The organism is Amycolatopsis saalfeldensis (genome assembly GCF_900110575.1).
In the GTDB taxonomy this organism is placed as follows: domain Bacteria; phylum Actinomycetota; class Actinomycetes; order Mycobacteriales; family Pseudonocardiaceae; genus Amycolatopsis; species Amycolatopsis saalfeldensis.
In genome coordinates this window covers 316,623-340,966 of record NZ_FOEF01000007.1, presented here as the reverse complement: position 1 = coordinate 340,966, position 24,344 = coordinate 316,623, and the positions used below count along the sequence as shown (strand labels likewise).

The 24,344-nt window shown below is 71.6% G+C and carries 20 protein-coding genes; 14 read left to right on the top strand and 6 right to left on the bottom strand.

Annotated features, from left to right (window positions below; genetic code table 11):
• Window positions 1-76 precede the first annotated feature (76 nt).
• The 5 genes from BMY97_RS18955 (at window position 77) to BMY97_RS18935 (ending at window position 7,293) form a co-directional block, all read left to right on the top strand.
• Entirely contained in the window at window positions 77-1,390 is a 1,314-nt protein-coding gene (locus tag BMY97_RS18955) for a bifunctional glycosyltransferase family 2/GtrA family protein (protein WP_425425299.1), read from the top strand.
• A complete protein-coding gene (locus tag BMY97_RS18950; protein ID WP_091618179.1) occupies window positions 1,387-3,552 on the top strand; it encodes an ArnT family glycosyltransferase in 2,166 nt (721 codons plus the stop codon). Before BMY97_RS18955 ends, BMY97_RS18950 begins: the two co-directional genes overlap by 4 nt.
• A gap of 43 nt (window positions 3,553-3,595) precedes the next feature.
• Entirely contained in the window at window positions 3,596-4,321 is a 726-nt protein-coding gene (locus BMY97_RS18945; RefSeq protein WP_091618178.1) for a response regulator transcription factor, read from the top strand.
• A complete protein-coding gene (locus BMY97_RS18940; RefSeq protein WP_091618177.1) occupies window positions 4,318-5,820 on the top strand; it encodes a sensor histidine kinase in 1,503 nt (500 codons plus the stop codon). The genes BMY97_RS18945 and BMY97_RS18940 overlap by 4 nt, the downstream gene beginning before the upstream one ends.
• A 66-nt stretch (window positions 5,821-5,886) precedes the next feature.
• The gene (locus tag BMY97_RS18935) at window positions 5,887-7,293 is read left to right on the top strand and encodes a glycosyltransferase 87 family protein (protein ID WP_091618176.1); all 1,407 of its coding nucleotides are present in this window, start codon (window positions 5,887-5,889) and stop codon (window positions 7,291-7,293) included.
• 2 nt (window positions 7,294-7,295) lie between these two features.
• Here the strand turns inward: BMY97_RS18935 and BMY97_RS18930 are convergent, their stop codons facing one another.
• From BMY97_RS18930 to BMY97_RS18915, 4 genes are all read right to left on the bottom strand, one after another.
• The gene (locus BMY97_RS18930; RefSeq protein ID WP_091618175.1) at window positions 7,296-8,339 is read right to left on the bottom strand and encodes a DUF2891 domain-containing protein; all 1,044 of its coding nucleotides are present in this window, start codon (window positions 8,337-8,339) and stop codon (window positions 7,296-7,298) included.
• A gap of 91 nt (window positions 8,340-8,430) precedes the next feature.
• Window positions 8,431-9,021 (bottom strand): GNAT family N-acetyltransferase, encoded by a 591-nt coding sequence (locus BMY97_RS18925; RefSeq protein ID WP_091618229.1) that lies wholly within the window; start codon window positions 9,019-9,021, stop codon window positions 8,431-8,433.
• A 141-nt stretch (window positions 9,022-9,162) separates the two neighbouring features.
• On the bottom strand, window positions 9,163-9,948 hold the full coding sequence (locus BMY97_RS18920) for a hypothetical protein (RefSeq protein WP_091618174.1): 786 nt from the start codon (window positions 9,946-9,948) through the stop codon (window positions 9,163-9,165).
• 41 nt (window positions 9,949-9,989) lie between these two features.
• On the bottom strand, window positions 9,990-11,006 hold the full coding sequence (locus BMY97_RS18915) for a LacI family DNA-binding transcriptional regulator (RefSeq protein ID WP_091618228.1): 1,017 nt from the start codon (window positions 11,004-11,006) through the stop codon (window positions 9,990-9,992).
• 280 nt (window positions 11,007-11,286) lie between these two features.
• Here BMY97_RS18915 and BMY97_RS18910 point away from each other — a divergent pair, with 280 nt between their 5' ends.
• The 9 genes from BMY97_RS18910 to BMY97_RS18865 all read left to right on the top strand — a co-directional run bounded on the left by BMY97_RS18910 (window position 11,287) and on the right by BMY97_RS18865 (window position 21,892).
• The gene (locus BMY97_RS18910) at window positions 11,287-12,111 is read left to right on the top strand and encodes a carbohydrate ABC transporter permease (protein ID WP_091618227.1); all 825 of its coding nucleotides are present in this window, start codon (window positions 11,287-11,289) and stop codon (window positions 12,109-12,111) included.
• Window positions 12,111-12,977, top strand: a complete 867-nt coding sequence (locus BMY97_RS18905) for a carbohydrate ABC transporter permease (protein WP_091618173.1) — start codon at window positions 12,111-12,113, stop codon at window positions 12,975-12,977. Before BMY97_RS18910 ends, BMY97_RS18905 begins: the two co-directional genes overlap by 1 nt.
• 43 nt (window positions 12,978-13,020) lie before the next feature.
• Window positions 13,021-14,352, top strand: a complete 1,332-nt coding sequence (locus tag BMY97_RS18900) for an ABC transporter substrate-binding protein (RefSeq protein WP_177231423.1) — start codon at window positions 13,021-13,023, stop codon at window positions 14,350-14,352.
• A gap of 4 nt (window positions 14,353-14,356) precedes the next feature.
• Window positions 14,357-15,892, top strand: coding sequence for an alpha-N-arabinofuranosidase (locus BMY97_RS18895; protein WP_091618172.1), 1,536 nt, complete (start codon window positions 14,357-14,359; stop codon window positions 15,890-15,892).
• A complete protein-coding gene (locus BMY97_RS18890) occupies window positions 15,885-17,645 on the top strand; it encodes a glycoside hydrolase family 35 protein (protein WP_091618171.1) in 1,761 nt (586 codons plus the stop codon). Before BMY97_RS18895 ends, BMY97_RS18890 begins: the two co-directional genes overlap by 8 nt.
• 69 nt (window positions 17,646-17,714) lie before the next feature.
• Entirely contained in the window at window positions 17,715-18,488 is a 774-nt protein-coding gene (locus BMY97_RS18885) for a TIGR03084 family metal-binding protein (protein WP_091618225.1), read from the top strand.
• A gap of 98 nt (window positions 18,489-18,586) precedes the next feature.
• Complete coding sequence (locus tag BMY97_RS18880; RefSeq protein ID WP_143086227.1) at window positions 18,587-19,717, top strand: serine hydrolase domain-containing protein; 1,131 nt, start codon at window positions 18,587-18,589, stop codon at window positions 19,715-19,717.
• Window positions 19,718-20,172: 455 nt separating this feature from the next.
• Window positions 20,173-21,051, top strand: coding sequence for an RNA polymerase sigma-70 factor (locus BMY97_RS18870; RefSeq protein WP_091618169.1), 879 nt, complete (start codon window positions 20,173-20,175; stop codon window positions 21,049-21,051).
• Window positions 21,052-21,148: 97 nt separating this feature from the next.
• A complete protein-coding gene (locus BMY97_RS18865) occupies window positions 21,149-21,892 on the top strand; it encodes an SDR family oxidoreductase (protein WP_091618168.1) in 744 nt (247 codons plus the stop codon).
• Window positions 21,893-21,942: 50 nt separating this feature from the next.
• Here the strand turns inward: BMY97_RS18865 and BMY97_RS49585 are convergent, their stop codons facing one another.
• Entirely contained in the window at window positions 21,943-22,413 is a 471-nt protein-coding gene (locus BMY97_RS49585; protein ID WP_091618167.1) for a helix-turn-helix transcriptional regulator, read from the bottom strand.
• Window positions 22,414-23,034: 621 nt separating this feature from the next.
• Window positions 23,035-24,162: an FAD-dependent monooxygenase gene (locus tag BMY97_RS18855; RefSeq protein WP_091618166.1), complete on the bottom strand. Its 1,128-nt coding sequence runs from the start codon at window positions 24,160-24,162 to the stop codon at window positions 23,035-23,037.
• Window positions 24,163-24,344: the final 182 nt, after the last annotated feature.

Here is a 24,344-nt window from a genome sequence, read left to right as displayed (position 1 = left end):
ACACACTCGCCCGCCATACCTATCGGAGTGGCTCCGCCCCGGATCCCGAGGTCCGTTCTCCCGTAGGTGGTCGAAATTGCCTGGTGTGATCTCCGCCCGACAAAGTGAGCACGTCCCTGAACCGCGGGACGAGGCCGAGGTCGGTGACCGGCAGCGTCATCCGACCGTCGACGTCGTGATCCCGGTGTACAACGAGGAGCGGTCGCTGCCCGGGTGCATCCGGGTGCTGCACGACTACCTCAGCAACGGGTTCCCGTTCGAGTGGACCATCACCGTGGTCGACAACGCGAGCACCGACGGCACCGAGCGCGTCGCCAACCAGCTCGCCGAGACCACCGACAACGTCCGCGTGCTCCGGCTGGAGCGCAAGGGCCGCGGGCTGGCCCTGCGCACCGCGTGGGGGTTCAGCGACGCCGACATCGTGGTCTACATGGACGTCGACCTCTCCACCGGCCTCGACGCGCTGCTGCCGCTCGTGGCGCCGCTGAGCAACGGGCACTCCGACATCGCCATCGGGTCCCGGCTGGCGCCCGGCGCGCGCACCGTCCGCGGGCCCAAGCGCGAGGTGATTTCCCGCTGTTACAACGCGTTGATCCGGCTTTCCCACGGCGCCCGGTTCTCCGACGCGCAGTGCGGGTTCAAGGCGGCGCGGGCCGAGGTGATCCGCCCGCTGCTGCAGCGCATCGAGGACGACTCCTGGTTCTTCGACACCGAACTGCTGCTGCTGGCCGAGCACAACGGCCTGCGGGTGCACGAGGTCCCGGTCGACTGGGTCGAGGACACCGACACCCGCGTGCACGTGGCGTCGACGGCGATCGACGACATCCGCGGGCTGGTCCGGGTGGCCCGCAACAAGGCCAGCGGGGCGGCCAAGGTCGAGGACCTGCCGCGCCGTCCCGAGCCCGCGCCGATCCACCCGGACGCGGTGGTGGCGCAGCGCCGGGAGACCGGGCTGCTGTGGCAGGTGCTCTGCTTCGGCCTGATCGGCGCCGCCTCCACGGTCGCGACCCTGTTGCTGTACGCGGGATTCCGCACCTGGTGGCCGTACTGGGTGGCGAACTTCGTCGCGCTGACGATCACCACCCTGCTCAACACGGAGGCCAACCGCAGGCTGACGTTCATCGGGCGAAAACGCCCGGGCGGGCGCGTGCACCTGCAAGGGCTGGTCGTGTTCGCGCTCTACTACGCCTTCACCTCCGGCGCGTTGTTCCTCCTGGACGCGCTGAAACCGCGGCACACCGCCGCGCTCGAACTCGTGGTGCTCCTGGCGGCCTCGCTGGTCGGCACGGCCGGCCGGTTCGTCCTGCTGCGCATCTGGGTGTTCCGCCACGACAAGTCGCCGGCCGCTGTGGCCGGCGAGAAGAACCTCGAAGAAAAGGTGGCCGCATGACGGCAACGGCCGTCCAGCCCCGCGCTCTGTCCACGCCTCGCATCGGCTGGCAGCCCTTGGCCCTCGGCGCGATCGTGCTGCTCTCGATCGTGCTCTACAGCTGGGGCATCGCCGCCGAAGGCTGGTCGAACACGTTCTACTCGGCCGCGGTCAAGTCGATGTCGGAGAACGCGACGAACTTCCTGTTCGGCTCGTTCGACCCGGCAGGCGTGGTCACCGTCGACAAGCCGCCGATGGCGTTCTGGCCGCAGGTGGTCTCCAGCTGGATCTTCGGCTACCACGGCTGGGCCCTGCTGCTGCCGCAGATCCTCGAGGGCGCCGGCGCGGTTTTCCTGCTGCACCGCACGGTCCGCCGGTGGGCGGGGGAGAACGTCGCGCTGCTGGCGGCCCTGATCCTCGCGATCACGCCGGTGACCGTCGCGATCGACCGCAGCGTCAACCCCGACGCGGCGTTGACGCTGCTGTGCGTCGCGGCCGCGTACGCGCTGACCCGCTCGGTGGAGTCCGGGATCACCTCGCGCAGCGCGACGAAATGGCTGCTGCAGGCCGCCTTCTGGGTCGGCTGCGGGTTCGTCACCAAGATGCTGGCCGGCTGGATGATCATCCCGGCGCTGGTGCTCGCGTACCTCTTCGGGCGCAACGCCTCCTGGGGACGGCGGCTGCTCGACCTGCTCGGCGCCGCGGTGGTCCTGCTGGTCTCCTCGCTGTGGTGGGTCGCGCTCACGGCGTGGTGGCCGGGGCAGAAGCCCTACATCGGCGGCAGCACGAACGGCTCCGCGTGGGACCTGATCGTCGGCTACAACGGGCTGGGGCGCGTCTTCGGCGAAGGTGGCTCCGGGCCGGGCGGCCGGGGCGCTTCCGGCGGCGGTTTCCCCGGTGGCGGTGTGCCCAACGGCGGCGTACCCGCCGGCGGTGCGCCCACCGGTGGTTTTCCGGGCGGCGGCTTCCCCGGCGCGGGCGGTCCAGGCGGCCCGGGCGGCGGTCCCGGTGGCGGTGGTCCCGGCGGGGCGGCCTTCGGCGGCCAGTCCGGGTTGTTCCGGATGTTCGGCGAGTCCGCGGGCGGCCAGATCAGCTGGCTGCTCCCGCTCTGCCTGCTCGCGCTCGTCGTGGTCGCCGTGCTCGGGTTCCGCGCCTGGCGGGCGAAGGCGCCGGCCCGGCACACCGTTCGCGCGGGCTGGGTGCTCTGGGGCTCCTGGCTGGTGATCATCGCGCTGGTGTTCAGTTTCCAGAGCGGCATCTTCCACCCCTACTACACCACCCAGCTCGCCCCCGCGGTCGCCGCGCTGGCCGCGGGCGGGCTCGCGCTGCTGTGGCGCTACCGCGAATCGCGGTTCGCCTGGACGCTCCTGCCGCTGGGCATCGCGCTCACCGCCGGGTGGGCGTGGGTGGTGATCTCCCGGGACACCTCGTGGAACGGCTGGCTGCGGTACGCCGTGGTCATCGCCGCCCTGCTCGCGATCGGCGGCCTGGTCCTGGTCCGGTTCTCCGGCGCCCTGCCGGCGGCCGGCGTGCGGGCGGTCGGGGTGGTCGGGCTCGTGGCCGTGCTGCTGACGCCGCTCGTCTGGTCGGGCGCCACGGCGTTCGCCGGTGGCGGCGGCGGGATGGGCGCGACGATCCCGATGGCCGGGCCCGGCAGTTCCGGGTTCGGCGGGTTCGGCGGCGGGCGTGCCGGTGGGCGCGATCGCCCCGGCGCGACCGGTGCTCCCGGCGCGGCGGGTTCGGCCGCCGAGGCCGAGATCATGGAGATGATGCGCGGCCGCGGCGGGAACGAGGACGGCTCCCTCACCGCCGAGCAGCGCAAGATCCTGGACTACGCGGTGAAGAACGCCCACGGCGCGCAGATCGTGATGGCGGTCGAAGGCGGCTCGATGGCGTCGTCCGGCTACATCATCAACAGCGACACCACGGTCATCGGGATGGGTGGCTTCTCCGGCACCGACAACGCCCCGAGCGTCGACTTGCTGAACAGCTGGAAGGCCGCCGGGAAGCTGGGCTTCGTCCTGGAGTCCGAGGGCGGGCGCGGCATGGGCGGCGGCGGTTTCGGGCGCGGCGGCGCGTCGGCCGAGCGGACGACGTGGGTCAAGCAGAACTGCCACGCGGTGCCGGCGAGCGCGTACGGCAGCACCGGAACCCAGACCCTGTACGACTGCGTCAGCTCATGATCGCGGCCGGGCGGCACACCGGAATGGGGCTCAAGCTGTCACGATGAATGGTTTCCCTGCTTCGCGGCCGGCCACGGTCCTGGTCGTCGACGACGAGGTCGACATCCTGGACCTGCTGACGGCCGCGCTGGAACTGAGCGGGTTCACCGTGTTCCGCGCGGCCACCGGGGCCGAGGCGCTGGAGATGACGGCGCGGCTGGCGCCGGACATCCTGGTGCTGGACGTGATGCTGCCGGACTACGACGGGTTCACCGTCGCCCAGCTGCTGCGGGCCGAGGGCAACGAGGTGCCGGTGCTGTTCCTGTCCGCGCGGGACGCGCTGGAGGACCGGCTCGCCGGCCTCGGCGCGGGCGGGGACGACTACGTCAGCAAGCCGTTCAGCTTCGACGAGGTGGTGATGCGGATCCGGGCCATCCTGCGCCGGACCGCCTCGCCCGGCGACGGCGAGCTGCTGCGCTACGCCGACCTCGAGCTGGACGAGGCCGCCCACGAGGCCCGGCGCGGAGGGCGGACGATCCCGTTGTCCCCGACCGAGTTCAAGCTGCTGCGCTACCTGCTGGTGAACTCGGGGAGCGTGGTCAGCAAATCGCAGATCTTCGACCGGGTGTGGAACTCGGACTTCGTCGGCGAAACGCGGGTGATCGACTCCTACATCAGTTATCTGCGCCGGAAGATCGACTCGGCCGGGGCGCCGCTGATCCACACGATCCGAGGGGTCGGCTACAGCCTCCGGCTGCCGAAGGCCACCGACGAGCGGCCGTCACCTTGAGCGTCGGTGGTGCCGGAAGGGGGAAACGCCGCCGCCCCTGGACGTTGCGGGCCCGGCTGACGCTGGCGTTGCTGGTGCTGCTGGCCACCGGGCTGACCGCGTTCGGCTTCATCAGCGTGACGGCGCTGCAGAGCTCGCTGGTCGACAGCGTCGACGATCAGCTGGACGGCGTCGTGTCCATGATGTCCGCCCCCGACCGGCCGCCGCCGCGCCCGCCGCAGCAGATCAACGTCCGCGACCGGCTGCCGACCGACTACCGGGTGCTGTTCTACGACAGCACGGGCCGGCTCACCGAACGGGTCGGCCAGGCGCGGGGGGAGACCCTGATGCCCGTGGTGCCGGCGATGGACGTCGCTTCGGTGCGCGCCCGCGGCGACGCGGCGTTCACGGTGGGCGACGAAAACGGGGACACGACCTGGCGGGTCCGTACCGCGGTCCAGGCGCCGACGCCCGCGCAGCCGGTCAGCGGCACGGTGGCGGTCGCGGAATCGCTGGACACGGGCATCGCCACCGCGAACCGGCTGAAGACGATCGAAGTCGTTTTCGGTTTTGCGCTGGTGGTCCTGCTCGGGGTGATCGCGACCTGGCTGATCCGGCTCGGCCTCCGGCCGCTGACCCGGATCGAGCACACGGCGCAGGCGATCGCGGGCGGCGACTTCGACCGCCGGGTGCCCGACCTGGACCCCCGGACCGAGGCGGGCCGGCTGGGCTCGGCGTTCAACGTGATGCTCGGGCAGGTCGCGTCGGCGCTGAAGAAGCGTGAACAGTCGGAGGACCGGCTGCGCCGCTTCATCGCCGACGCCTCGCACGAGCTGCGCACCCCGCTGACGTCGATCCGCGGTTTCGCCGAGCTGTACCGGAAGAGCGGCGGATCGTCCGAAGTGGACGTACGCCGGATGATGAGCCGGATCGAGAACGGCGCGATCCAGATGGGACTGCTGGTGGACGACCTGCTGCTGCTGGCCCGGCTCGACCAGGAGCGGGTGCTCGACCTGACCGAAGTGGACCTGTCCGCGCTGGCCTCGGACGTCGTGCACGACGCGCGGGCCCGCGAACCCGCGCGAACGATCGGCTTCACCGCCCCGGCCGAACCGGTCCGCGTGCTCGGCGACATCCACCGGCTGCGCCAGGTCGCGGCGAACCTCGTGACCAACGCGGTGGTGCACACGCCGCCGGAGGCCGATATCACCGTCTCGGTGCGGCTGGCGGCGGACACCGCGTCGTGGCCCGTGGTGGTCGGCACCGGCGACCCGCCGCCCGCCGGACGGGACTGTGCCGTGCTCGAAGTGCGCGACAACGGCCCGGGCGTGGCTCCGGACAACGCTTCCCGCATTTTCGACCGCTTCTACCGCGCCGGCCAGGCCCGGGCCAAAGCGGGCGGCGCCGGCCTGGGCCTCGCCATCGCGGCGGCCATCGTCGACGCCCACGGCGGTTCCGTGCTGCTGCTGGACACCCCGGGCGGTGGCGCGACCTTCCGCGTGCTGCTCGGTTCCGCCTGACCACGCTCCGAAACGACCGTCTCCCCGAAATCCCCGCCCTGCTCGAGAACACCGACAAGGAGTCCCTTGACCGACAACGACGTGGCGGCGCGGCCGAAACCCCGGCGCGCCCTCCTGATCGCCGTGGCCGCTGTGGTCGTGCTGGGCGGGCTCGCCGTGCGCACGGCGTTCTTCTCCTACACCTCCGGCGACTATCGGGCGTTTGTCAGCCAGTGGTACGAGTTCATCAAGCAGAACGGCGGCTTCAGCGCGCTCAAGTACACCTTCGCCAACTACAACACGCCGTACCTGTACCTGCTGGCGATCCTGACCCACATCCCGGTGCCTGCGCTGTACGGCGTCAAGGCGATCTCGGTCTTGTTCGACCTGGTGCTGGCGTTCTTCACCTACCGGATCGTCGCGCTGCGGTACCCGGGCACGTGGTGGCCGCTGCTGGCCGGCGCGATCGTGCTGTACCTGCCGACGGTGGTGCTGAACAGCGCCGCCTGGGCGCAGGTGGATTCGGCCTACTCGGCGTTCGGCGTGGGCGGCGTTTACTTCGTGCTCCGCAAGCGCCCGTGGCTGGCGTGTGTGTTCTTCGGCTTGGCGTTCGCCTTCAAGCTGCAGGCGGTGTTCTTCTTCCCCGCGCTGCTCCTGCTCGTGCTGCGCAAGCGGGTGCCCTGGCCGGCGCTGCTGCTGATCCCGGCGGTCTACCTGCTGCTGGACGTGCCGGCGCTGATCGCCGGCGCGAACTTCGGCGACCTGCTGAAGATCTACCTGAGCCAGTCCGACACCTATGACCAGCTGACCTTGAACGCGCCGAACGTCTACCAGTACTTCAGCTCGGTCACCAGCTCCTCGGCGCTGCGGCTCGGCGGGATCGTGGTCACCGGCCTGATCCTGCTGGCGCTGATGATCCCGGTGGTGGTGCGCCGGTCCGAACTGACGCCGGCCCGCATCGTCCTGGTGAGCGCCATCTCGGTGACCCTGGTGCCGTACTTCCTGCCCGCGATGCACGAACGCTACTTCTACCCGGCCGACGCCTTGAGCGTGATCGCCGCCTTCTACCTGCCCCGGCGGCTGTGGGCGTTCCCGATCCTGGAGCAGTTCGCTTCGGGTTTCGCTTATGCGCCTTACCTTTTGAACTCCCGTCAGGGCGGTCCCGGTGGCTTCCCCGGCCGCCCCGGCGGCGCTGGCGGCCGGCGTGGTTCCGGCTTCCCGGGCGCCCCCGGTGGCACCGGCAACCCCGGTGGCCGCCGCGGCGGCTTCCCCGGCGGTGCCCGGCCCGGCGCCTCGCAGCCCGGCCAGCAGTTCCGCCCGCCCGGCGGCGGCAACGGCGGGTTGACCACGGGCACCGTCCTGGTCGACTTCTGGATCCTCTCGACCGCCATGCTGGCCGGCCTGGTCCTGGCGGTGTGGGCCGCGGTCCAGGACTTCCGCCGGGAACCTCCGGTACCGCAGGAAACGCCGCAGGATTCAGCCGCGCAACCCTGATCTCAAGCCGTCAGGTACAGGACGGCGTAACAAGCCAGCCAGTGCTCGACCAGGTAGTCGCCACCGCTGACGTGGTCCAGCTCCGGCTCGGCGTGCAGCTCCGCGGCGGAGCGCAGCAACGGCACTCGGGGGTCGCCGAGTGGGAGGTGGGCGGCCAGGCGCAGCCAGCACCAGGCCCGGCTGAGGTTGAGGCCCCGCAGGTGGGCGATTTGGCCGTCGCTGTCGTCCGAGACGGTGGCCGGGGTGAACAGGGTCGCGGGCCGGGCGGCGGCCAGGCCGGGCAGGAAGCGGGCGAACCACGTGGCGAACTCGTCCGGTGGCAGCAAGGCGGCCTGGAGTTCGGCTTCGGTGAGGGCGGGGGAGAGGAAGTCCGCGCCGGAGGGTTCCCAGGCGGCCGGGTAGTCCGAGTCGGTGCGGTACCAGCGATGGGCCGCGTCCTCGATCGCCGCGAGGAGCGCGCCGTCGCGAGGGCCGGCGGCATCCCGGGCCACGGTCCGCGCGTAAGGCAGCGCCCGGGAAAGCCCGTTCGCGCTGTTGTCGTGCGCGCCGCCGCGGACGGGGTAGGTCTGCTTCGGCAGCCAGCGCAAGAACGCCTCGGTCACGGCCGCCGACAAGGGGGCGAGGTCCGCCGACCATCGGCGTGCGTCCGGGTCGTCCCAGGTCATGATTTCGTGGTGCAGCGTGAGGGCCCAGCCCCAGCCGTAGGGGCGGGTCCGCGGTGGCCTGGTCCGGAACGTCTCCGCCTCGGCCGCCAGCGCCTCCGCGGTGAGGTGCCGGCGCAGGACGGCCCGGATGTCGCCGGCGGGGATCGCCTCCGGCACGGCGCGCAGCAGGCGGATCAGCAGCCAGTGCATCTGCACGCAGGAATGCCAGTCGAGGCAACCGTAGAAGGCCGGGTGCAGGTCGGCGGGACGGTTCGGGAAGTCGCCGGGGAAGCGCATGGTGCTGCGGATGTCGTGGGGGAACTCCTGCTGGACGGTGCGCAGCGCGACCTCGCTGAACTCACCGGCCCGGGAGAGCAGCTGGGCCGCGCGCCGGGATGTCATGCCGATCTCCTTGTCGCTGCGAGGACTCAGGCTGTCCCGCGCCACGACCCTCGCCCGTCCGGTGAACCGCCGGGCCGGTATCGCGCCGTGGTCAGGAGTGGTGGCCGGCCCGCCAGTGCCGCCCTCGCCGCGGTGTCCGCCAGTGCCGTCCCCGCCACGGCCGTGCCGGACCGTGCGCGGCGGCGAAACCCGGGTGGTGCGCGGCGAAGTGACCCGCGGTGATGGCCATCAGCACCGGGTACCGGACCTGTCCGCGCAGCAGCTCGGTGTCGCGCGGCCGGCCTTCCTCGTGGAAGCCGAGCCGCGCGTGCAGCGCCAGCGACGCGAAATTGCGGCCGTGCACGCTGACCTCGCACTCGCGGTAGCCGCGCTGCTCGAACATGAACGCGAGCAGCGTGGTCACGGCATCGCCCGCGTAGCCGCAGCGACGGTGCTGCGCGCCGATGCCGATGCCGTAGCTGAACCGGCCCGAAGCGGGGTCGGCCTGGAGCCAGATCGAGCCGACCAGCGTGCGGCCGTGCAGGGTCTCGATCGCGAGGTGGCGGTCGTCGCCGGCGCCGGCCACGTCCGCCCGGTGGGTCGCCCAGTGCCGGTAGCCGCCCGGCGTGCCGCCCGAGCCGGGGTCCCGGTCGAACCCGATCAGGCCGCGACGGTCCCCGGGGCGGATGTCGCGCAACCGCACCGTCCGGCCGGGCCGGCTCTCGACCCGCGCCGGGGCCGGCAGCGGGCGGGGAACGTCGATGATCATCGGCAGCCATGGTACCGGGGCCTCAGCGGCCCCGGACAGCCGCCGGGCGGTCACTGTCCGGCGTCTCGAGGTGACTCAGTTGTCGACGTACTTGCCCAGCGCCGCGCGGTAAGCGGCGAAGTCCGGCTCGGTGTGGATGCTGTCGGCGCCGCTCTTGGTGAGGGTCAGCGACGGGCAGCCGGGCTGCGAGCTGCCGAGCAGCTGCGCGGTGCCGATCTCCTCGCCGGTCTTGGCCTCGTACAGGGTGACGTCGTAGGTGCCCTGTATGAGCTTCAGCGTGTCCGAAGTGAACTTGCAGTCGGTGAGGTACGGGCCGTCGCCGGGCGCGTCGAGGCAGGCGATGACCTGGACCCGGCGCGGGTCGAGCCGGACGTCGTCCCACTGCGGCGGGACGTCGGCGCCCATCGAGGCGAGGTCCAGCGAGTCCGAGTCGCTGGTGGTGAACACCGCGACCGGGTGCGGGCCGGGACCGGTGTACGCGTCGTTGTCCGGGAAGTACTTGCGGATGCCCGCGCAGCCGTCCTCCAGGTCGGACACCCGGGAAACGGCCGCGTTACCGGCTTTCGGCGCGAACAGGACCCAGTAGCCGCCGTAGCCGACCGCCGCGACCACGGCCACGGCGATCAGCCGCACCGCCAGCTTGCGGTTCCGGTTGGACAGCGGGCCCGGCCCGGACTCCGGCGCGGGCCTGCCCGCCGGCGCGGGCACCTTCCTGGCCCGGACCGCGACGGAGATCAGGAACACCAGTGGGCCGGCCGCGACCAGCGCGAACAAGATCCCGATCGGCACGTTGCCGTTCTGGAAGGCGAGCACCGAGAACACCACGGCGAGCGCGGTGAGGACAACGAACAACCGGGCCATGAAACGCCTTCCGGATCCACCTTTGTCAGCGGAAGCGGACGCTAACCGGGGGCGATGACATCCTGATGACACGCGTCCGGCGGGGGCGCCGTGCTGGCGCGGACCACCAGCTCCGTCGGCACCATCACCGGCTCGCCGCCCCGGCCGCCGGCCGTGATCTCCGAGAGCAGAGCCGTCACGGCGTGGCGGCCGACCGCTTCGAACGACTGGCGGATGGTGGTGAGCGGGGGCCAGAAGCAGGCCGATTCGTCCATGTCGTCGAACCCCACGACACTCACTTCGCCCGGCACGCTCCGGCCGGCCTCGTGCAACGCGCGCAGCACGCCCAGCGCCATCTGGTCGTTCGCCGCGAACACCGCGGTCACGGCCGGGTCGGCGGCGAGCGCTTTTCCGGCCCGGTAGCCCGATTCCGGGGACCAGTCGCCGGTCAGCGGCGGCGGCACCTCGCGCCCGGCCCGGTCCAGGGTGGACTGCCAGGCCTTCCGGCGGCGCTCGGCGGCGTAGGACTGGGGCGGGCCCGCGAGGTGCCACACCGTGCGATGGCCGAGGTCGAGCAGGTGCCGGGTGGCCGCGGCCGCGCCGTGGGCTTGGTCGGTGTCGACGACCGGGTAGTCGCGGCGGGCGCTGGAGTCGATCACCACCACCGGCAGGCCGTGCGGCAGCTCGATCTCGCTCTCGTCGAGCTGGTGCTGCTCGATCAGGATCACCACGCCGTCGACGGCCTGCTCGTTGAGCTTGCTGAACGCGCCGGTGACCTCGCCCTGCGTCGGCCGCGTCACCGGCAGGAGAACGATCGAGAACCCCTCGGCGACGACCGCCGCCGCGATGGCGTCGAGCGTGCGGCTGTTCCCGAACGTCGGCAGGGCCGAGATGATCACGCCGATGCTGCGGAACCGGCCGTTGCGCAGCGCGCGGGCGGCGCTGTTGGGCCGGTAGCCGACCCGGCGCATCGCGGCGAGCACCCGCTCCCGCGTGGCATCGTCCACATTGGACCGTCCGTTCGCGACCCGCGAGACCGTCTGGCCCGAGACGCCCGCCTCCTTGGCGACGTCGGCCATCGACGGGCCCCGGCCCCCGCCGCGGCCGGGCACCGCGCCGGGGGGAGTGGACGGGGTCGGGCTCGGTCGCGGCACCGGGGCTCCTCGGGCTTGCTGGACATGTTTACGTCAACAGGCTACTCTCCGACTCCTCGATGTTAACGTAAACATCCGGTGGGTCACCTGATCCGGCCGCCAGTACCCGGAGGGGACGATGACGTCCATAACGGCCATGGCCGCGAGCCGGCCGGCGCGTCGCCCGCGGCGGCAGTGGCGCGGGTGGCTCTTCGTCGCCCCGTTCATGATCGTCTTCGCGCTGACGTTCCTGGCGCCGATCGGCTACGCGCTGGGCCTGAGCCTCTTCCGTGACCAGGCGTTCTTCGGCGGCACCACGTTCGTCGGCCTCGACAACTACGCGCAGGTGCTCGGCGACGCCAAGTTCTGGGAGTCGTTCCTGCGGGTGCTGCTGTTCCTCGCGGTGCAGGTGCCGGTGATGCTGCTGCTCGCGCTGGTCGCGGCGCTGGCGATCGACAGCGCGCGCCTGCACGCGGCCGGGTTCTTCCGGATCGTGGTGTTCCTGCCCTACGCCGTGCCCGCCGTGGTGGCCACGCTGATGTGGGGCTTCATCTACGGCGACCGGTTCGGCCTGGCGGCGGACCTGAACCACCTGCTCGGCCGCGACGTCGTGGCGCCGTTGTCGAGCGGCTGGATGCTCGCGTCGATCGGCAACATCGTCACCTGGGAGTTCGTCGGCTACAACATGCTCATCTTCTACTCCGCGCTGAAGGTGATCCCGAACGAGCTGTTCGAGGCGGCGGCGATCGACGGCGCGGGCCCGCTGCGCACCATCGTGAGCATCAAGCTCCCGGCGCTGCGGGGCGCGATCGTGATCGCCACGATCTTCTCGATCATCGGCAGTTTCCAGCTGTTCAACGAGCCGAACATCCTGTACACGCTCAAGCCCAACGTGATCGGCACCTTCTATACGCCGAACATGTACGCCTACAACCTTTCCTTCGGCGGGCAGCAGTACAACTACTCCGCCACGGTGGCGATCGTGATGGGCGCGATCACCGCCGTCATCGCCTACGCCGTGCAGCTGCGCGGCGCCCGGAAGGGGATGTGATGGACCGGCCGGTCTCGTTCTCGCGGCCGCGCAAGTCGCGGGTGCTCACCACGGTGATGGCGGTGTACCTGGTGTACACGCTGATTCCCCTGGTGTGGCTGATCATCAACGCGACGAAGACCCAGTCGGCGTTGTTCACCACCTCCGGCCTGGCGTTCGGCGGCCCGTTCGCGTTGTTCGGCAACATCGCCGAGACGTTCACGTACGACAACGGGATCTTCCTGCGCTGGCTGGGGAACACGCTGTTCTACGTGGTCGTCGGCGCCGGCGGGGCGACGCTGCTGGCCACCGCGGCGGGCTACGGGCTGGCCAAATACCGTTTCCCCGGCCGCAAAGCGGTTTTCGCGGTGGTGCTCGGGGCGGTCGCCGTGCCCGGCACCGCGCTCGCCGTGCCGACGTTCCTGCTGTTCAGCAAGCTGGGGCTGACCGACACCCCGCTCGCCATCATCATCCCGTCGCTGATCAGCCCGTTCGGCCTCTACCTGATCTGGGTGTACGCCGCCGACGCCGTGCCCGACGAGCTGCTGGAAGCGGCGCGGATCGACGGCGCGGGGGAGCTCCGGATCTTCCTCACCGTGACGGTGCGCCAGCTGGTGCCCGGGATCGTCACCGTCGCGCTGTTCACCATGGTGTCCACTTGGAACAACTACTTCCTGCCGCTGATCATGCTCAGCGACCCGAAGTGGTACCCGCTGACCGTCGGGCTGAGCCAGTGGAGCGCGCAGGCGAACGGCGCCGGCGCCAAGCCGATCTACAACCTGGTGCTCACCGGCTCGGTGCTCACCATCGTCCCGCTGGTCATCGCCTTCCTGCTGATGCAGCGGTTCTGGCAGTCGGGGCTCAGCGCCGGCAGCGTCAAACAGTGACCGAGTGGTAAGCCGTAGTCACAATGTCGTGAAAGGACACTCGATGGCACGAATCCGCATCCGCGCCAAGGCGTTCGCCGCCGTGGCGCTGGCCGCCGCGCTGGCGGCCGGCTGCTCGTCGGCCGGCTCGTCCGGGCCGGCCGGCAACCAGGACTCCGTCGACGCCGCCCTGAAGGCGGGCGGGACGATCACCTACTGGAGCTGGACGCCCTCGGCCAAGGACCAGGTCGCGGCGTTCGAGAAGGAGTATCCGAACGTCCACGTGAACTACGTCAACGCGGGCACGAACAAGGACGAGTACACCAAGCTGCAGAACGCGATCAAGGCCGGCACCGGCGGCCCGGACGTGGTTCAGCTCGAGTACTACGCGCTCCCGCAGTTCGCGCTCACCCAGTCGCTGGCCGACCTCGGCCAGTACGGCTTCGGCGCGTTCGAAAAGGACTACACCGCCTCGACCTGGGCCAGTGTGAAGAGCGGTGACGGGCTGTACGGCCTGCCGCAGGATTCCGGGCCGATGGCGTTGTTCTACAACAAGGAGGTCTTCGCGCAGTACGGCATCGCCGTGCCGAAGACCTGGGACGAATACGTTGCCGCGGCGAAGAAGCTGCACGCCGCGGACCCGGCCAAGTACCTGGTCTCCGACACCGGCGACCCCGGGTTCGTCAGCAGCATGATCTGGCAGGCGGGCGGGCACCCGTACACCGCCGACGGCCGGAACGTGAAGATCGACCTGGCCGACGCGGGCACGAAGAAGTGGACCGCGGTGTGGAACCAGCTGATCGAGGGCAAGCTGGTCGCCCCGGTCAAGGAGTGGACCGACGACTGGTTCCGCGCGCTCGGCGACGGCACCATCGCGTCACTGGCCACCGGTGCCTGGATGCCCGGCAACTTCGAGTCCTCGATCCCCGGCGGCGCCGGGAAGTGGGCGGTGGCGCCGATGCCGACCTACGGCGGCGGGCAGCCGGTCACCGCGGAGAACGGCGGCAGCACCCAGTCGGTGCTCAAGCAGAGCGCCAATCCGGCGCTGGCCGCGGCGTTCGTGCGCTGGCTCAACCACGGCAACGGCGTGAAGGCGTTCATCGCGAGCGGCGGCTTCCCGGCCACCACGGCCGACCTGAACTCGCCCGCGTTCCTCGACCAGTCCGTGCCGTACTTCGGCGGGCAGAAGATCAACCAGGTGCTCGTCGACGCGTCGAAGAACGTCGCGAAAGGCTGGAGCTACCTGCCGTATCAGGCGTACGCCAACAGCGTTTTCAGCGACACCGTCGGCAAGGCCTACCTGAACGGCACCGCGCTCGACCCGGCACTGGGCGCGTGGCAGCAGGCGCTGGTCGACTACGGCAACCAGCAGGGCTTCACCGTGAACGCGGGCTGAGGCGGTGCGCGCCGACATCGAAGCCGCCGTCGCCGACGTGATCGGCCCGGTCCCGCGCCGGCTGTTCGGCTCCTTCGTCGAGCACCTGGGGCGCGCGGTCTACACCGGGATCCACGAACCGGGTCACTCCACTTCGGACGGTCGCGGGTTCCGCGGTGACGTGCTGGAGCTGGTGCGTGAGCTGGGGCCGTCCGTGGTCCGATATCCCGGCGGCAACTTCGTATCCGCTTATCGGTGGGAGGACGGGGTCGGGCAGCGTCCGGTCCGGCTCGACCCGGCGTGGCACAGCGTCGAGCCGAACCGGTTCGGGCTGCACGAGTTCGCCGAGTGGGCCGAGGCGGCCGGTGTCGAGGTGATGTACGCGGTCAACCTGGGCACCCGCGGGATTCAGGAGGCGGCGGACGTGCTCGAGTACTGCAACCACCCCGGTGGCACGGAGCTGAGCGAGCGGCGGCGCGCGAACGGCGCCGACCGCCCGTTCGGCTTCCGGCTGTGGTGCCTGGGCAACGAGATGGACGGCCCGTGGCAGGCCGGGCACAAGACCGCGGACGAGTACGGCCGCCTCGCCGCGGAGACCGCGCGGGTGCTGCGGATGATCGACCCGGGCGTCGAGCTGGTCGTGGCGGGCAGCTCCAACGCCGAGATGCCGACGTTCGGCTCCTGGGAGCGCACGGTGCTGCGCCACACCGCCGCGCTCGCCGACCACATCTCGCTGCACGCCTACTACCAGGAGCTCGACGGCGACACCGGGAGTTACCTCGCGAGCGCGGCCGCGCTGGACGCCTACATCCGCGACTGCGCGGCCATCATCGACGAGACCGTGGCCGAACTGGGGCTGGACCGCCGGATCGGGATCAGCGTCGACGAGTGGAACGTCTGGGACCAGCGCCGCTGGAACGAGACCGACCAGCCGCGGCTCGTCGCGGGCGGCTGGCGCGAGCACCCGCGCCTGCTGGAGGACACCTACACCGTCACCGACGCCGTGGTCGTCGGCTCGCTGCTGAATTCCTTGCTGCGCAACGTCGATCGCGTCACCATGGCCAACCAGGCCCAGCTGGTGAACGCGATCGCGCCGATCCGCACCGAGCCCGGCGGCCCGGCCTGGCGGCAGGCCACGTTCCACCCGTTCCGGCTGGCCGCCGCGCTGGCCCGCGGGGTGAGCCTCCGGCTGGCCGTGACCGGCGGGCGTGTCCGGACCGCGCAGCACGGTGAGGTCGACGTCGTCGACGCGGCCGCGACTCTCGACGAGTCCGGGCAGTGCGCGGTGTTCCTCACCAACCGCGATCCGGCGTCGCCCACCGAAATCCGGCTCCGGCTGCGCGGCGGACGCTTCGCCGTGCACCACGCCGAGACGCTCACCGTGCCCGAAGGCGGGACGCGGCACACCGTCAACACCGCCGAGTCCGAGCCCGTCCGGCCGGTCGCGCTGCCCGGCGTGGCCGCGACCGCCGACGCGAGAGGAACCGTCATCACCGCGAGCCTGCCGCCCCTGTCCTGGACCGTGCTCCGGCTGCGCCCGGAGGCGGCCCCGCATGCCTGAGTTCACCATCGGCGAGTCCGACTTCCTGCTCGACGGCCGCCCGTTCCGGATCCTGTCCGGCGGCCTGCACTACTTCCGCGTGCACCCCGGACTGTGGGCCGACCGGATCGACAAGGCCCGGCGGATGGGGCTCAACACCATCGAGACGTACGTGCCGTGGAACGCGCACGCGCCCGAGCCCGGCACGTTCGACCTCTCCGGCGGCCTCGACCTCGGCCGGTTCCTGGAGCTGATCGCCGACGCCGGGATGTACGCGATCGTCCGGCCCGGCCCGTACATCTGCGCGGAGTGGGACAACGGCGGCCTGCCGGCGTGGCTGTTCCGCGATCCCGAGGTCGGCATCCGCCGGTTCGAGCCGCGTTACCTCGCCGCGGTGCGCGAGTACCTGGCGCAGGTGCTGCGGGTGGTCGTCCCGCACCAGGCCGACCGCGGCGGGCCGGTGCTGCTGGTCCAGGTCGAGAACGAATACGGTGCGTTCGGCAGCGACCCGCGGTACCTCAAGGCACTGGCCGAGTACACGCGTGAAGCGGGCATCACCGTGCCACTGACCACAGTGGACCAGCCGGTGCCGGAGATGCTGGCGGCGGGCGGGCTCGACGGGCTGCACCGGACCGCGTCGTTCGGCTCCGGCGCCGAGGCGCGGCTGGCCGTCCTGCGCGCCCACCAGCCGGCCGGGCCGCTGATGTGCGGCGAGTTCTGGAACGGCTGGTTCGACCACTGGGGCGCCCACCACCACACCACCTCCGCGGCGGACGCGGCGGCCGAGCTGGACGCCCTGCTGGCCGCCGGCGCGTCGGTCAACCTGTACATGTTCCACGGCGGCACCAACTTCGGCCTGACCAGCGGTGCCAACGACAAGGGCGTCTACCAGCCGCTGGTCACCTCCTACGACTACGACGCGCCGCTGGACGAAGCCGGTCATCCGACGCCGAAATACCACGCGTTCCGGGAGGTGATCGCCCGCTACCACCCGGTGCCCGGCACCGTGCCTCCTCCAGCCGGCCCGGCGCCCGCCCTGGCCGCGGCGCTGGGCGAACCGGTGCGGCTGCTCGACGACCCGGACCGCTGGGGCACCTGGCAGGCGCACCACGAGCTGCCGGTGCTCGACGACCTCAGCCCGATGCCGCGGCTGGCGCTGCTGCGCACGCGGGTCGACGGCGACCGTCCGGGCGTGCTGACCTTCGGCGAAGTCCGTGACCGGGCGACGGTGTTCTTCGACGGCGCCCCGGTGGGCACGCTGCTGCGGGAGCACCACGAACGCGCGCTGGCGCTTCCGGCGGCGCGGGGCGAGCTGCTCGTGCTGGTCGAGGACCAGGGCCGGGTCGACTACGGCCCGCGGATCGGCGAGGCGAAAGGCATCGTCGGCGGCGCTTCGCTGCACGGCGAACCGCTGACCGGCTGGGAAGTCCTGCCGATCGACCTGGCGGCGCTGCCCGGGCTGCGTCCGTCGGCCACCTCGGCTGTCCGACCCGGTGAGCCGGTGGCCGGGCCGGTGCTGCTGCGGGCTGAGGTCGGCGTCGACGAGCCCGCCGACCTGTTCCTGGACACGGGGGAGTGGGGCAAGGGACTGGTGTGGCTCAACGGTTTCCTGCTCGGCCGCTACTGGCGGCGCGGGCCGCAGCGGACGCTGTACGTGCCGGCGCCGGTCGTCCGCGCGGGCGCCAACGACCTCGTGGTGCTGGAGCTGGACGTGCTGCTCGACCCGGTGGCCCGGTTCGTGCCGCGGCCGCTGCTGGGGCACACCGAGGCCTGAGCGCGGTCCGGCCGAGGCCGATTTTCCGGTAGCCTGGCGGCCTCAGCCGACGTGTGTGAAGGGGTGCCGATGCTGGACTACGGCCTCGACCTGTCCGGTGTGGAGCGTGCTCTCGCGCTGCCCGGCCTGGTGGCCGAAGGAGCCGAGCTGGACGCGCTGGTGGCCGGGCAGGCCGACTGGTCCGTGCCCACGCCCGCCGCGGGGTGGACGATCGCCCACCAGATCGCGCACCTCGCCGCAGCCGATGCGAATGTGCTGATCGCCATCCGCACGCCGGAGGCGTTCGACCTCGTGCTGAAGCAGGCGGAGGCCGCCGGACCCCAGCGGGCCGACCTCGAGGCCGCCGAGGGCGCGGCCAGACCACGAGCGGAGCTGCTGGCAGCATGGCGGGCCGGCCGCGCCGAGGTGGCGGTCGCGCTCCGCGACCTCCCGCTGGACCACGGCTTTCCGTGGTACGGCTCGGAGCTGACCGCGGCGCTCATGGTCCCGCTGCGGCTGATGGAAACCTGGGCCCACGGTCAGGACGTCTTCGACGCGGTGGGCGCCACCCGGCGTCCGACCAGCCGGCTCCAGCACGTGGCCGCGCTGGGCGTGCTCGGCCGGGGATTGTCGTTCTACGCGGCGCAATTGCCGCTGCCGTCGGAACCGTTCCGGGTCGAGCTGACCGGTCCGGACGGCCAGAACTGGGCCTGGGGACCGGAAGACGCCGCCCAGCGGGTCCAGGGCAGTGCCCTCGACTTCTGCCTTCGTGCCGCCCAGCGCCGTCCCCTGGCCGCGACCGATCTGACGGCGGTCGGCGAGGACGCGCGGACCTGGCTGGAAAACGCCCGCATCTTCCTCTGAGCCCGGCCGGTCGGCGATTTCATCGGAGTTTCATCACCTCTCGCTAGCGTCCTCCTCGAACGCTGTACTGACCGAACTGAACAGGGGGACGAATGTTCGTGACTGCCAAGAGGATCCTGGCCCTGGCGGCGGCGGTGCCGCTGATGGCCGGCCTCGCTGGTGCGGCGAACGCGGCGCCGGCCCAGACGCCGGCCGAGATCCTGCAGGCCGGGGCCCAGGCCGGGCTCAAGGACGGATATCCCGCCGTGATCGGGATGGTCCGCGATGGCGACAACACCCAGTACATCCAGGCCGGTGCCGCCGACCGGGTCAAGGGGACGCCGGCCGATCCGAAGATGAAGTTCCGGATCGGCAGCAACACCAAGGCGTTCACCGCCACCGTGCTGTTGCAGCTGGAGGCCGAGCACAAGCTCTCGCTCGACGACACCGTGGACCACTGGCTGCCCGGCGCGGTGCACGCCAACGGCAACGACGGCACCAAGATCACCCTCCGGCAGCTGCTCACCCACACCTCGGGGATCCCGGACTACGCGGGCAACGCGCAGTTCGACCTGAACTACGTCGGCAACCTCGACCCCAGCCTGCAGTGGGCGCCGCAAACCCTGGTCAACCTCGGCACGGCGAGCAAGCCCGTCGCCGCGCCGGGCGCGAAGTACTCCTACTCCAGCACCAACTACGTGCTGGCCGGCATGGTGATCAAGGCGGTCACCGGCAACGACCCCGCGGCCGAGATCCAGCACCGGATCATCGAGCCACTCGGCCTGCACGACACCACGTTCCCGACCTCGGACCCGGCCATGCCGGCCAATTCGCTGAACGGCTACTTCCTCGCGCTCGGCGTGTACCGGGACGTCACGGCGTCGCAGGTGCAGGCGTTCGGCTCGGCCGGCGCCATCGTGTCCACTCTGGACGACCTGGCCACCTTCGAGCGGGCGCTGATGACCGGCAAGCTGCTCCAGCCGGCGCAGGAGCAGGAGCTGAAGACCACCGTCCCGATGGACGCCACCTCCGGCAACGGCTACGGCCTGGGCATCGGCCACGCCCAGACCCCGTGCGGTCCGGTGTGGACCCACACCGGCGCCGTCCTCGGCTACCTGAGCCAGTGGATCACCAGCGATGACGGCAGCAAGCAGATGGTGTACGCGGTCAACGAGTTCCACATGATCGAGGGCACACCCGGCCAGACGGATGTCGGCACCGCCGCGCTGAACGCCTACTGCGCGCTGTAAGGCGGAACGAGGGTTCGCGCGGTGGTCTTGACGCCACCGTGCGAACCCTCATCCCCGGGACCACGAATTCGCTGTGGTGGCGGGGCTCCGATGGCGGTGGGCCGCGGAAAACGGCGCGACCCCGGCCGTGCCGCGGGACGAGTTCGAGCGGGACTTGAGGGACTGGGCGCGGGCCCACGCGTCGTCTCATCGCTGCCTGGTCCTGACCCGCGGTGAGGCCGTGATCGGGATGGCGTGGCTGGCGGTCACCGCACGGGTGCCGACCCCGCGGAGTCCCGAGCGGCGGTCGGGTGATGTGCAGTGTGTGCGTCGCGTCGGAAGAGCGGTGCGCCGGTGCGGGTGACGGTCCATTCGAGCGTCCGGGCTACCCCGGCCTACGCACGCCATGGTTTCACCGTCTCCCCGCAACTCCGGCAGGCCGACCTCCGGGGCTGACGGCAGTGCACACTGGGCCCATGCAGGAGACCGCAGACCTCGATGGCGCGGCCGTGGTGTTCGCCGGGGTCCGGGGGCGGCTGTTCGGCATCGCCTACCGGATGACGGGCAGTGTGGCCGACGCCGAGGACCTGGTGCAGGAGACGTGGCTGCGCTGGCAGAACTGCGACCGGTCGGCCGTGGCCGATCCGGGCGCCTACCTGGCGACGGCGATCACGCGGCTGGCGATCAACGCCGGGCAGACCGCCCGTGCGCGGCGCGAGACCTACGTCGGGCCGTGGCTGCCCGAGCCCGTCGACACTTCCGCGGACCCGCAGCTGGGCGCGGAACGGAGCGCGGCGCTGGAGTTCGCGGTCCTGCTCCTGCTGGAGAAGCTCTCGCCGACCGAGCGGGCGGCGTACGTGCTGCGGGAGGCGTTCGACTACCCGTACCCGCAGATCGCCGAAATCGTGCGGACCACGGAAGCCGCCGCGCGCCAGCTGGTCAGCCGCGGGCGTAAACGGCTGGCGGCCGAGCGGCGGGCGCCGGTGAGCGCGCCCGAGCAACGGCGGCTGCTGTCGGCGTTCGTGGCCGCCGCCCGCGTCGGGGACCTTTCGGCGCTGGAAGAGCTGTTCGCGGCGGACGTGGTGAGCTACTCCGACGGTGGCGGCGTGGTGCGCGCCTCGCGAATCCCCGTCCACGGCGCGAAGACGGTGGCGAAGTACCTGCGGGCGTTCGCGAGCCGGTTCTGGGCCGGCGTCGACGTCGCGTGGGTGGAGGCGAACGGCGGGCCCGGCGCGCTGCTCCGGCGCGACGGCGAGGCCATCGCCATGGTCACCCTCACGAGCTCGGCCGACGGCATCGAGCAGCTCCTCTGGGTGCTGAACCCCGGCAAGCTCGCCGCGATCACCGAGCCCTGAGCGGGCATTCCGCCGCGGTTGTCACAGATCGCCGTGCTGTCCGGTCTCAGCTGGTAGTCCCCGCGATCGGTGCGGGGCTCCACCGAAGGGATCCAGCATGAAGATCGTCGTCATCGGCGGTACCGGCCTGATCGGCTCGCAGGTCGTCCGGACGCTGGCCGGGCAGGGCCACGAGGCCGTCGCGGCGTCGCCGAGGTCGGGCGTGAACACGATCACCGGCGAAGGCCTCAAGGAAGTGCTGCAGGGCGCGCAGGTGGTCGTCGACGTGTCGAACTCGCCGTCGTTCGCCGACGACGACGTGCTGGCGTTCTTCCGCACCGCCACCGGAAACCTGGTCGAGGCGGCCAAGGCGGCGGGAGTGCGGCACTACGTCGCGCTGTCGGTGGTCGGGAGCGACCGGCTGCCCGAGGCCGGTTACCTCCGGGCCAAGGTGGTGCAGGAGGACCTGGTCGAACAGTCGGGAATCCCGTTCTCGCTCGTGCGCGCCACGCAGTTCTTCGAGTTCGTCGGCGGCATCGCCGACTCGGCCACCCAGGGCGGCACGGTCCGGCTCCCGCCCGCGGGTGTGCAGCCGATCGCGGCCGCGGACGTCGCCGCGGTGGTGGCGCGGACCGCGGCCGGCGAGCCCCTCGGCGGCATGGCCGAGATCGCGGGGCCGGAGGTGTTCGGCATGGACGAATGGGTCCGCGCCGGCCTGGCCTTCCGCGGCGACCCGCGTGCGGTCGTGACCGACGACGAGGCCCGCTATTTCGGCGCCAAGCCGGGCAAGGACGGCCTGCTGCCGGGCCCGGGCGCGAGGGTGGCGGAGACCCGTTTCGAGGACTGGCTCCGGGCCGGCTGACGCCGTCAGAGCGCGATTTCCCGCAGCTGGCGGCGGGAGGAGATGCCGAGCTAGCGGTAGATGTTGCGCAGGTGGGTGTCGATCGTGCGGGGGCTGAGGAACAGCGTGGCGGCGACTTCCTTCGAGGTGACGCCGACCGCGACTTTGCCGGCGATCAGCCGTTCCTGGGCGGTGAGCAGGTCGCGTGGGCTCGTGCCGTCCTGGCGCGGGCGCTGTCCGGTGGCGGCCAGTTCGCGGCCGGCGGGTTTCCGGGCCGGCCGAGTGGTAGGCGCCCGAGCGGACGAGCGGATGGCGGAAGCGCAGCCGGAAACCGAGGCTGAGCAGCCCCTCGTCCTCCGCGGCCGACAGCTCGGCCGGGTCCAGCCCGAGCCGGTGCGCCGCGCGCCGCACCAGTCCGAAGTCGCCGACCGGTTCCGCCGCGGCGAGCTGCACCGGCGACCGGGCCGGGCCGGGCAGCGCTCGCACCCGGCGGGCGAACTGCTCCTCCAGCACGTCCGCCACGTTCGCCCGCGGCCCTCCATCCACAGTGGACGGAAGGCCCGGCGGTCCGGTACCCGAACTCCAGCAGCGCCACCGGGTTCCCGCCGGCCTCGGCCAGCACCCGTTCGAGCACCTCGCCGTCCAGCTCCGCGTGCGCGGCCGAGCGCACCAGTGACCGCGCGTCCGCGTCGGCGAGGCCCGGCAGCCGCAGGCGCGGCAGATCGGCCAACCCGGGTTCCGGGGCCCGCCCGGCGAGCACCATCGCGATCCGCTCGGAGCCGATGCGCCGTGCGAGGAAACCCAGCACCTCGCGTGTCCCCGTGTCGATCCACTGGACGTCGTCCACCACACAGCACACCGGCCGGGTCCGGGTGAGCTCGTGCAGCAGGCCCAGCACGGCGAGGCCGATCGTGAGCGGGTCCGGCGCCGTCCGCTGCACCGTGGGCAGCCGGGTGCGGTGTTCGAGGACCGACGTGCAGAGCTGGTGCAGGGCGGCGTACGGGAGGTCGAGGCCGCACCGGTCAGGTCTTCGAGGGCACGCAGCTGCTCCTGGCGGGCGACAAAAGGCACGGCGTCGGATCCTCCCCGATCGAACAGCGTCGGGTGACTGCCGGCGACCCCCATCCGTCACTCTATCGGAGTGGTCTGCCGGTGCGTTCGGGTCAGCCGGGGTAGTCCTCGAGGGTGATGGCGACGGCGGCGTCGGCGCGGTCGGCCGGGCCCACCTCGCGGCCGGCGGCGGCGTCGCGGGCGAGCTGCTGGTTCCGTCCGACGTAACCCCGCATCGCATCCTGGTAGCGGGCGAAGGCGGCCTGGTGGTCACCGGTGTCTTTCGCGAGTTCGCCGGCGAGCACGTACGCGCCGACCAGCGCCATGCTGGTGCCCTGGCCGGCTCGGGGCGAGGCGCAGTACGCCGCGTCGCCGACGAGCGCGACCCGTCCGTCCGACCAGCGGTCGAGGCAGACCTGGCTGGTGGAGTCGAAGAAGAAGTCCGGCGCCGCCCGCATGCGCTCGAGCAGCCGGGGCGTCTCCCAGCCGGCCCCGGCGAAGTGCTCGGCGAGAATGTCCTGCTGCTGCTTGACATCGTGGTGGTCGAAGTCGAGTTCCTGGGACGCGAACCGCAGCATCGCCCGGGCCTCGGTGTTGTGCCGTGCGCTGTAGACGCCGATCAGCCCGTTTTCCCAGGCGTGGTACATCTGCCAGCGGTCGAGGCCGAGGAAGTTGTCCACCGTGAAGATGGTGAAGTAGCTGCCGAGGAACCGGACGAACTCCGCCTCCGGGCCGAAGGCCAGCCGCCGCACGCCGGAGTGCAGGCCGTCCGCGCCGAGCACGAGGTCGAACCGGCGGGCCGGACCGTGCCGGAAGGTGACTTCGACGTCGTTTCGCCGCTGGGTAAGGGAAGTGATGACGTCGCCGAACAGGTACTCGGCGCCGGGGCCGCCCGCGTCGGACAGCAGGGCGGCCAGGTCGTCACGCATGATCTCGACGTCGTCGTTGTCGATCAGCCCGCCGGTGAGCGTGGCCTCGGTGGAGCGGGACAGCTCCTCGCCCCGGCTGTCCACAAACGACATCCCGCGTGGATCGGTCTTCGCGGCCCGGATCGGCTCCAGCAGCCCCATCCGCGCCACCACGCGAAGGGCGGCGCCGCGGACGTCGATGGCCTGCCCGCCGCCGCGCGGGCCAGGCGAGCGCTCGACGAGCGTCGGCCGGAAACCCCGGCGCCGCAACCAATAGGCCAGCGAGAGCCCGGTCACACCGGCCCCGGAAATCAGGACACTCCTGTTCGGCACGAACCTCTCCTCTCCTCAGGCGACACCTCCAGCTTCACGGCGGGTGATCGTGGCCGCCATGCCAAGATCGGCAACGAATAGTTCCGCTCCGGACAACGCCGGGCCATTCGTGCACACCTCTTCGGCCGGAGTTGCACGGGACGCCGACGAAGATCATCATCGCCGGAGTGGGCCCAGCCCCG

Bases quoted from the DNA above. Each gene is read 5' to 3' on its own strand.
- BMY97_RS18950 (WP_091618179.1), top strand. From the start codon at position 1,387: ATGACGGCAACGGCCGTCCAGCCCCGCGCTCTGTCCACGCCTCGCATC.
- BMY97_RS18945 (WP_091618178.1), top strand. From the start codon at position 3,596: ATGAATGGTTTCCCTGCTTCGCGGCCGGCCACGGTCCTGGTCGTCGAC.
- BMY97_RS18930 (WP_091618175.1), bottom strand. From the start codon at position 8,339: ATGACATCCCGGCGCGCGGCCCAGCTGCTCTCCCGGGCCGGTGAGTTC.
- BMY97_RS18920 (WP_091618174.1), bottom strand. From the start codon at position 9,948: ATGGCCCGGTTGTTCGTTGTCCTCACCGCGCTCGCCGTGGTGTTCTCG.
- BMY97_RS18915 (WP_091618228.1), bottom strand. From the start codon at position 11,006: ATGGCCGACGTCGCCAAGGAGGCGGGCGTCTCGGGCCAGACGGTCTCG.
- BMY97_RS18910 (WP_091618227.1), top strand. From the start codon at position 11,287: ATGATCGTCTTCGCGCTGACGTTCCTGGCGCCGATCGGCTACGCGCTG.
- BMY97_RS18905 (WP_091618173.1), top strand. From the start codon at position 12,111: ATGGACCGGCCGGTCTCGTTCTCGCGGCCGCGCAAGTCGCGGGTGCTC.
- BMY97_RS18900 (WP_177231423.1), top strand. From the start codon at position 13,021: ATGGCACGAATCCGCATCCGCGCCAAGGCGTTCGCCGCCGTGGCGCTG.
- BMY97_RS18890 (WP_091618171.1), top strand. From the start codon at position 15,885: ATGCCTGAGTTCACCATCGGCGAGTCCGACTTCCTGCTCGACGGCCGC.
- BMY97_RS18885 (WP_091618225.1), top strand. From the start codon at position 17,715: ATGCTGGACTACGGCCTCGACCTGTCCGGTGTGGAGCGTGCTCTCGCG.
- BMY97_RS18870 (WP_091618169.1), top strand. From the start codon at position 20,173: ATGCAGGAGACCGCAGACCTCGATGGCGCGGCCGTGGTGTTCGCCGGG.
- BMY97_RS18865 (WP_091618168.1), top strand. From the start codon at position 21,149: ATGAAGATCGTCGTCATCGGCGGTACCGGCCTGATCGGCTCGCAGGTC.
- BMY97_RS49585 (WP_091618167.1), bottom strand. From the start codon at position 22,413: ATGGAGGGCCGCGGGCGAACGTGGCGGACGTGCTGGAGGAGCAGTTCG.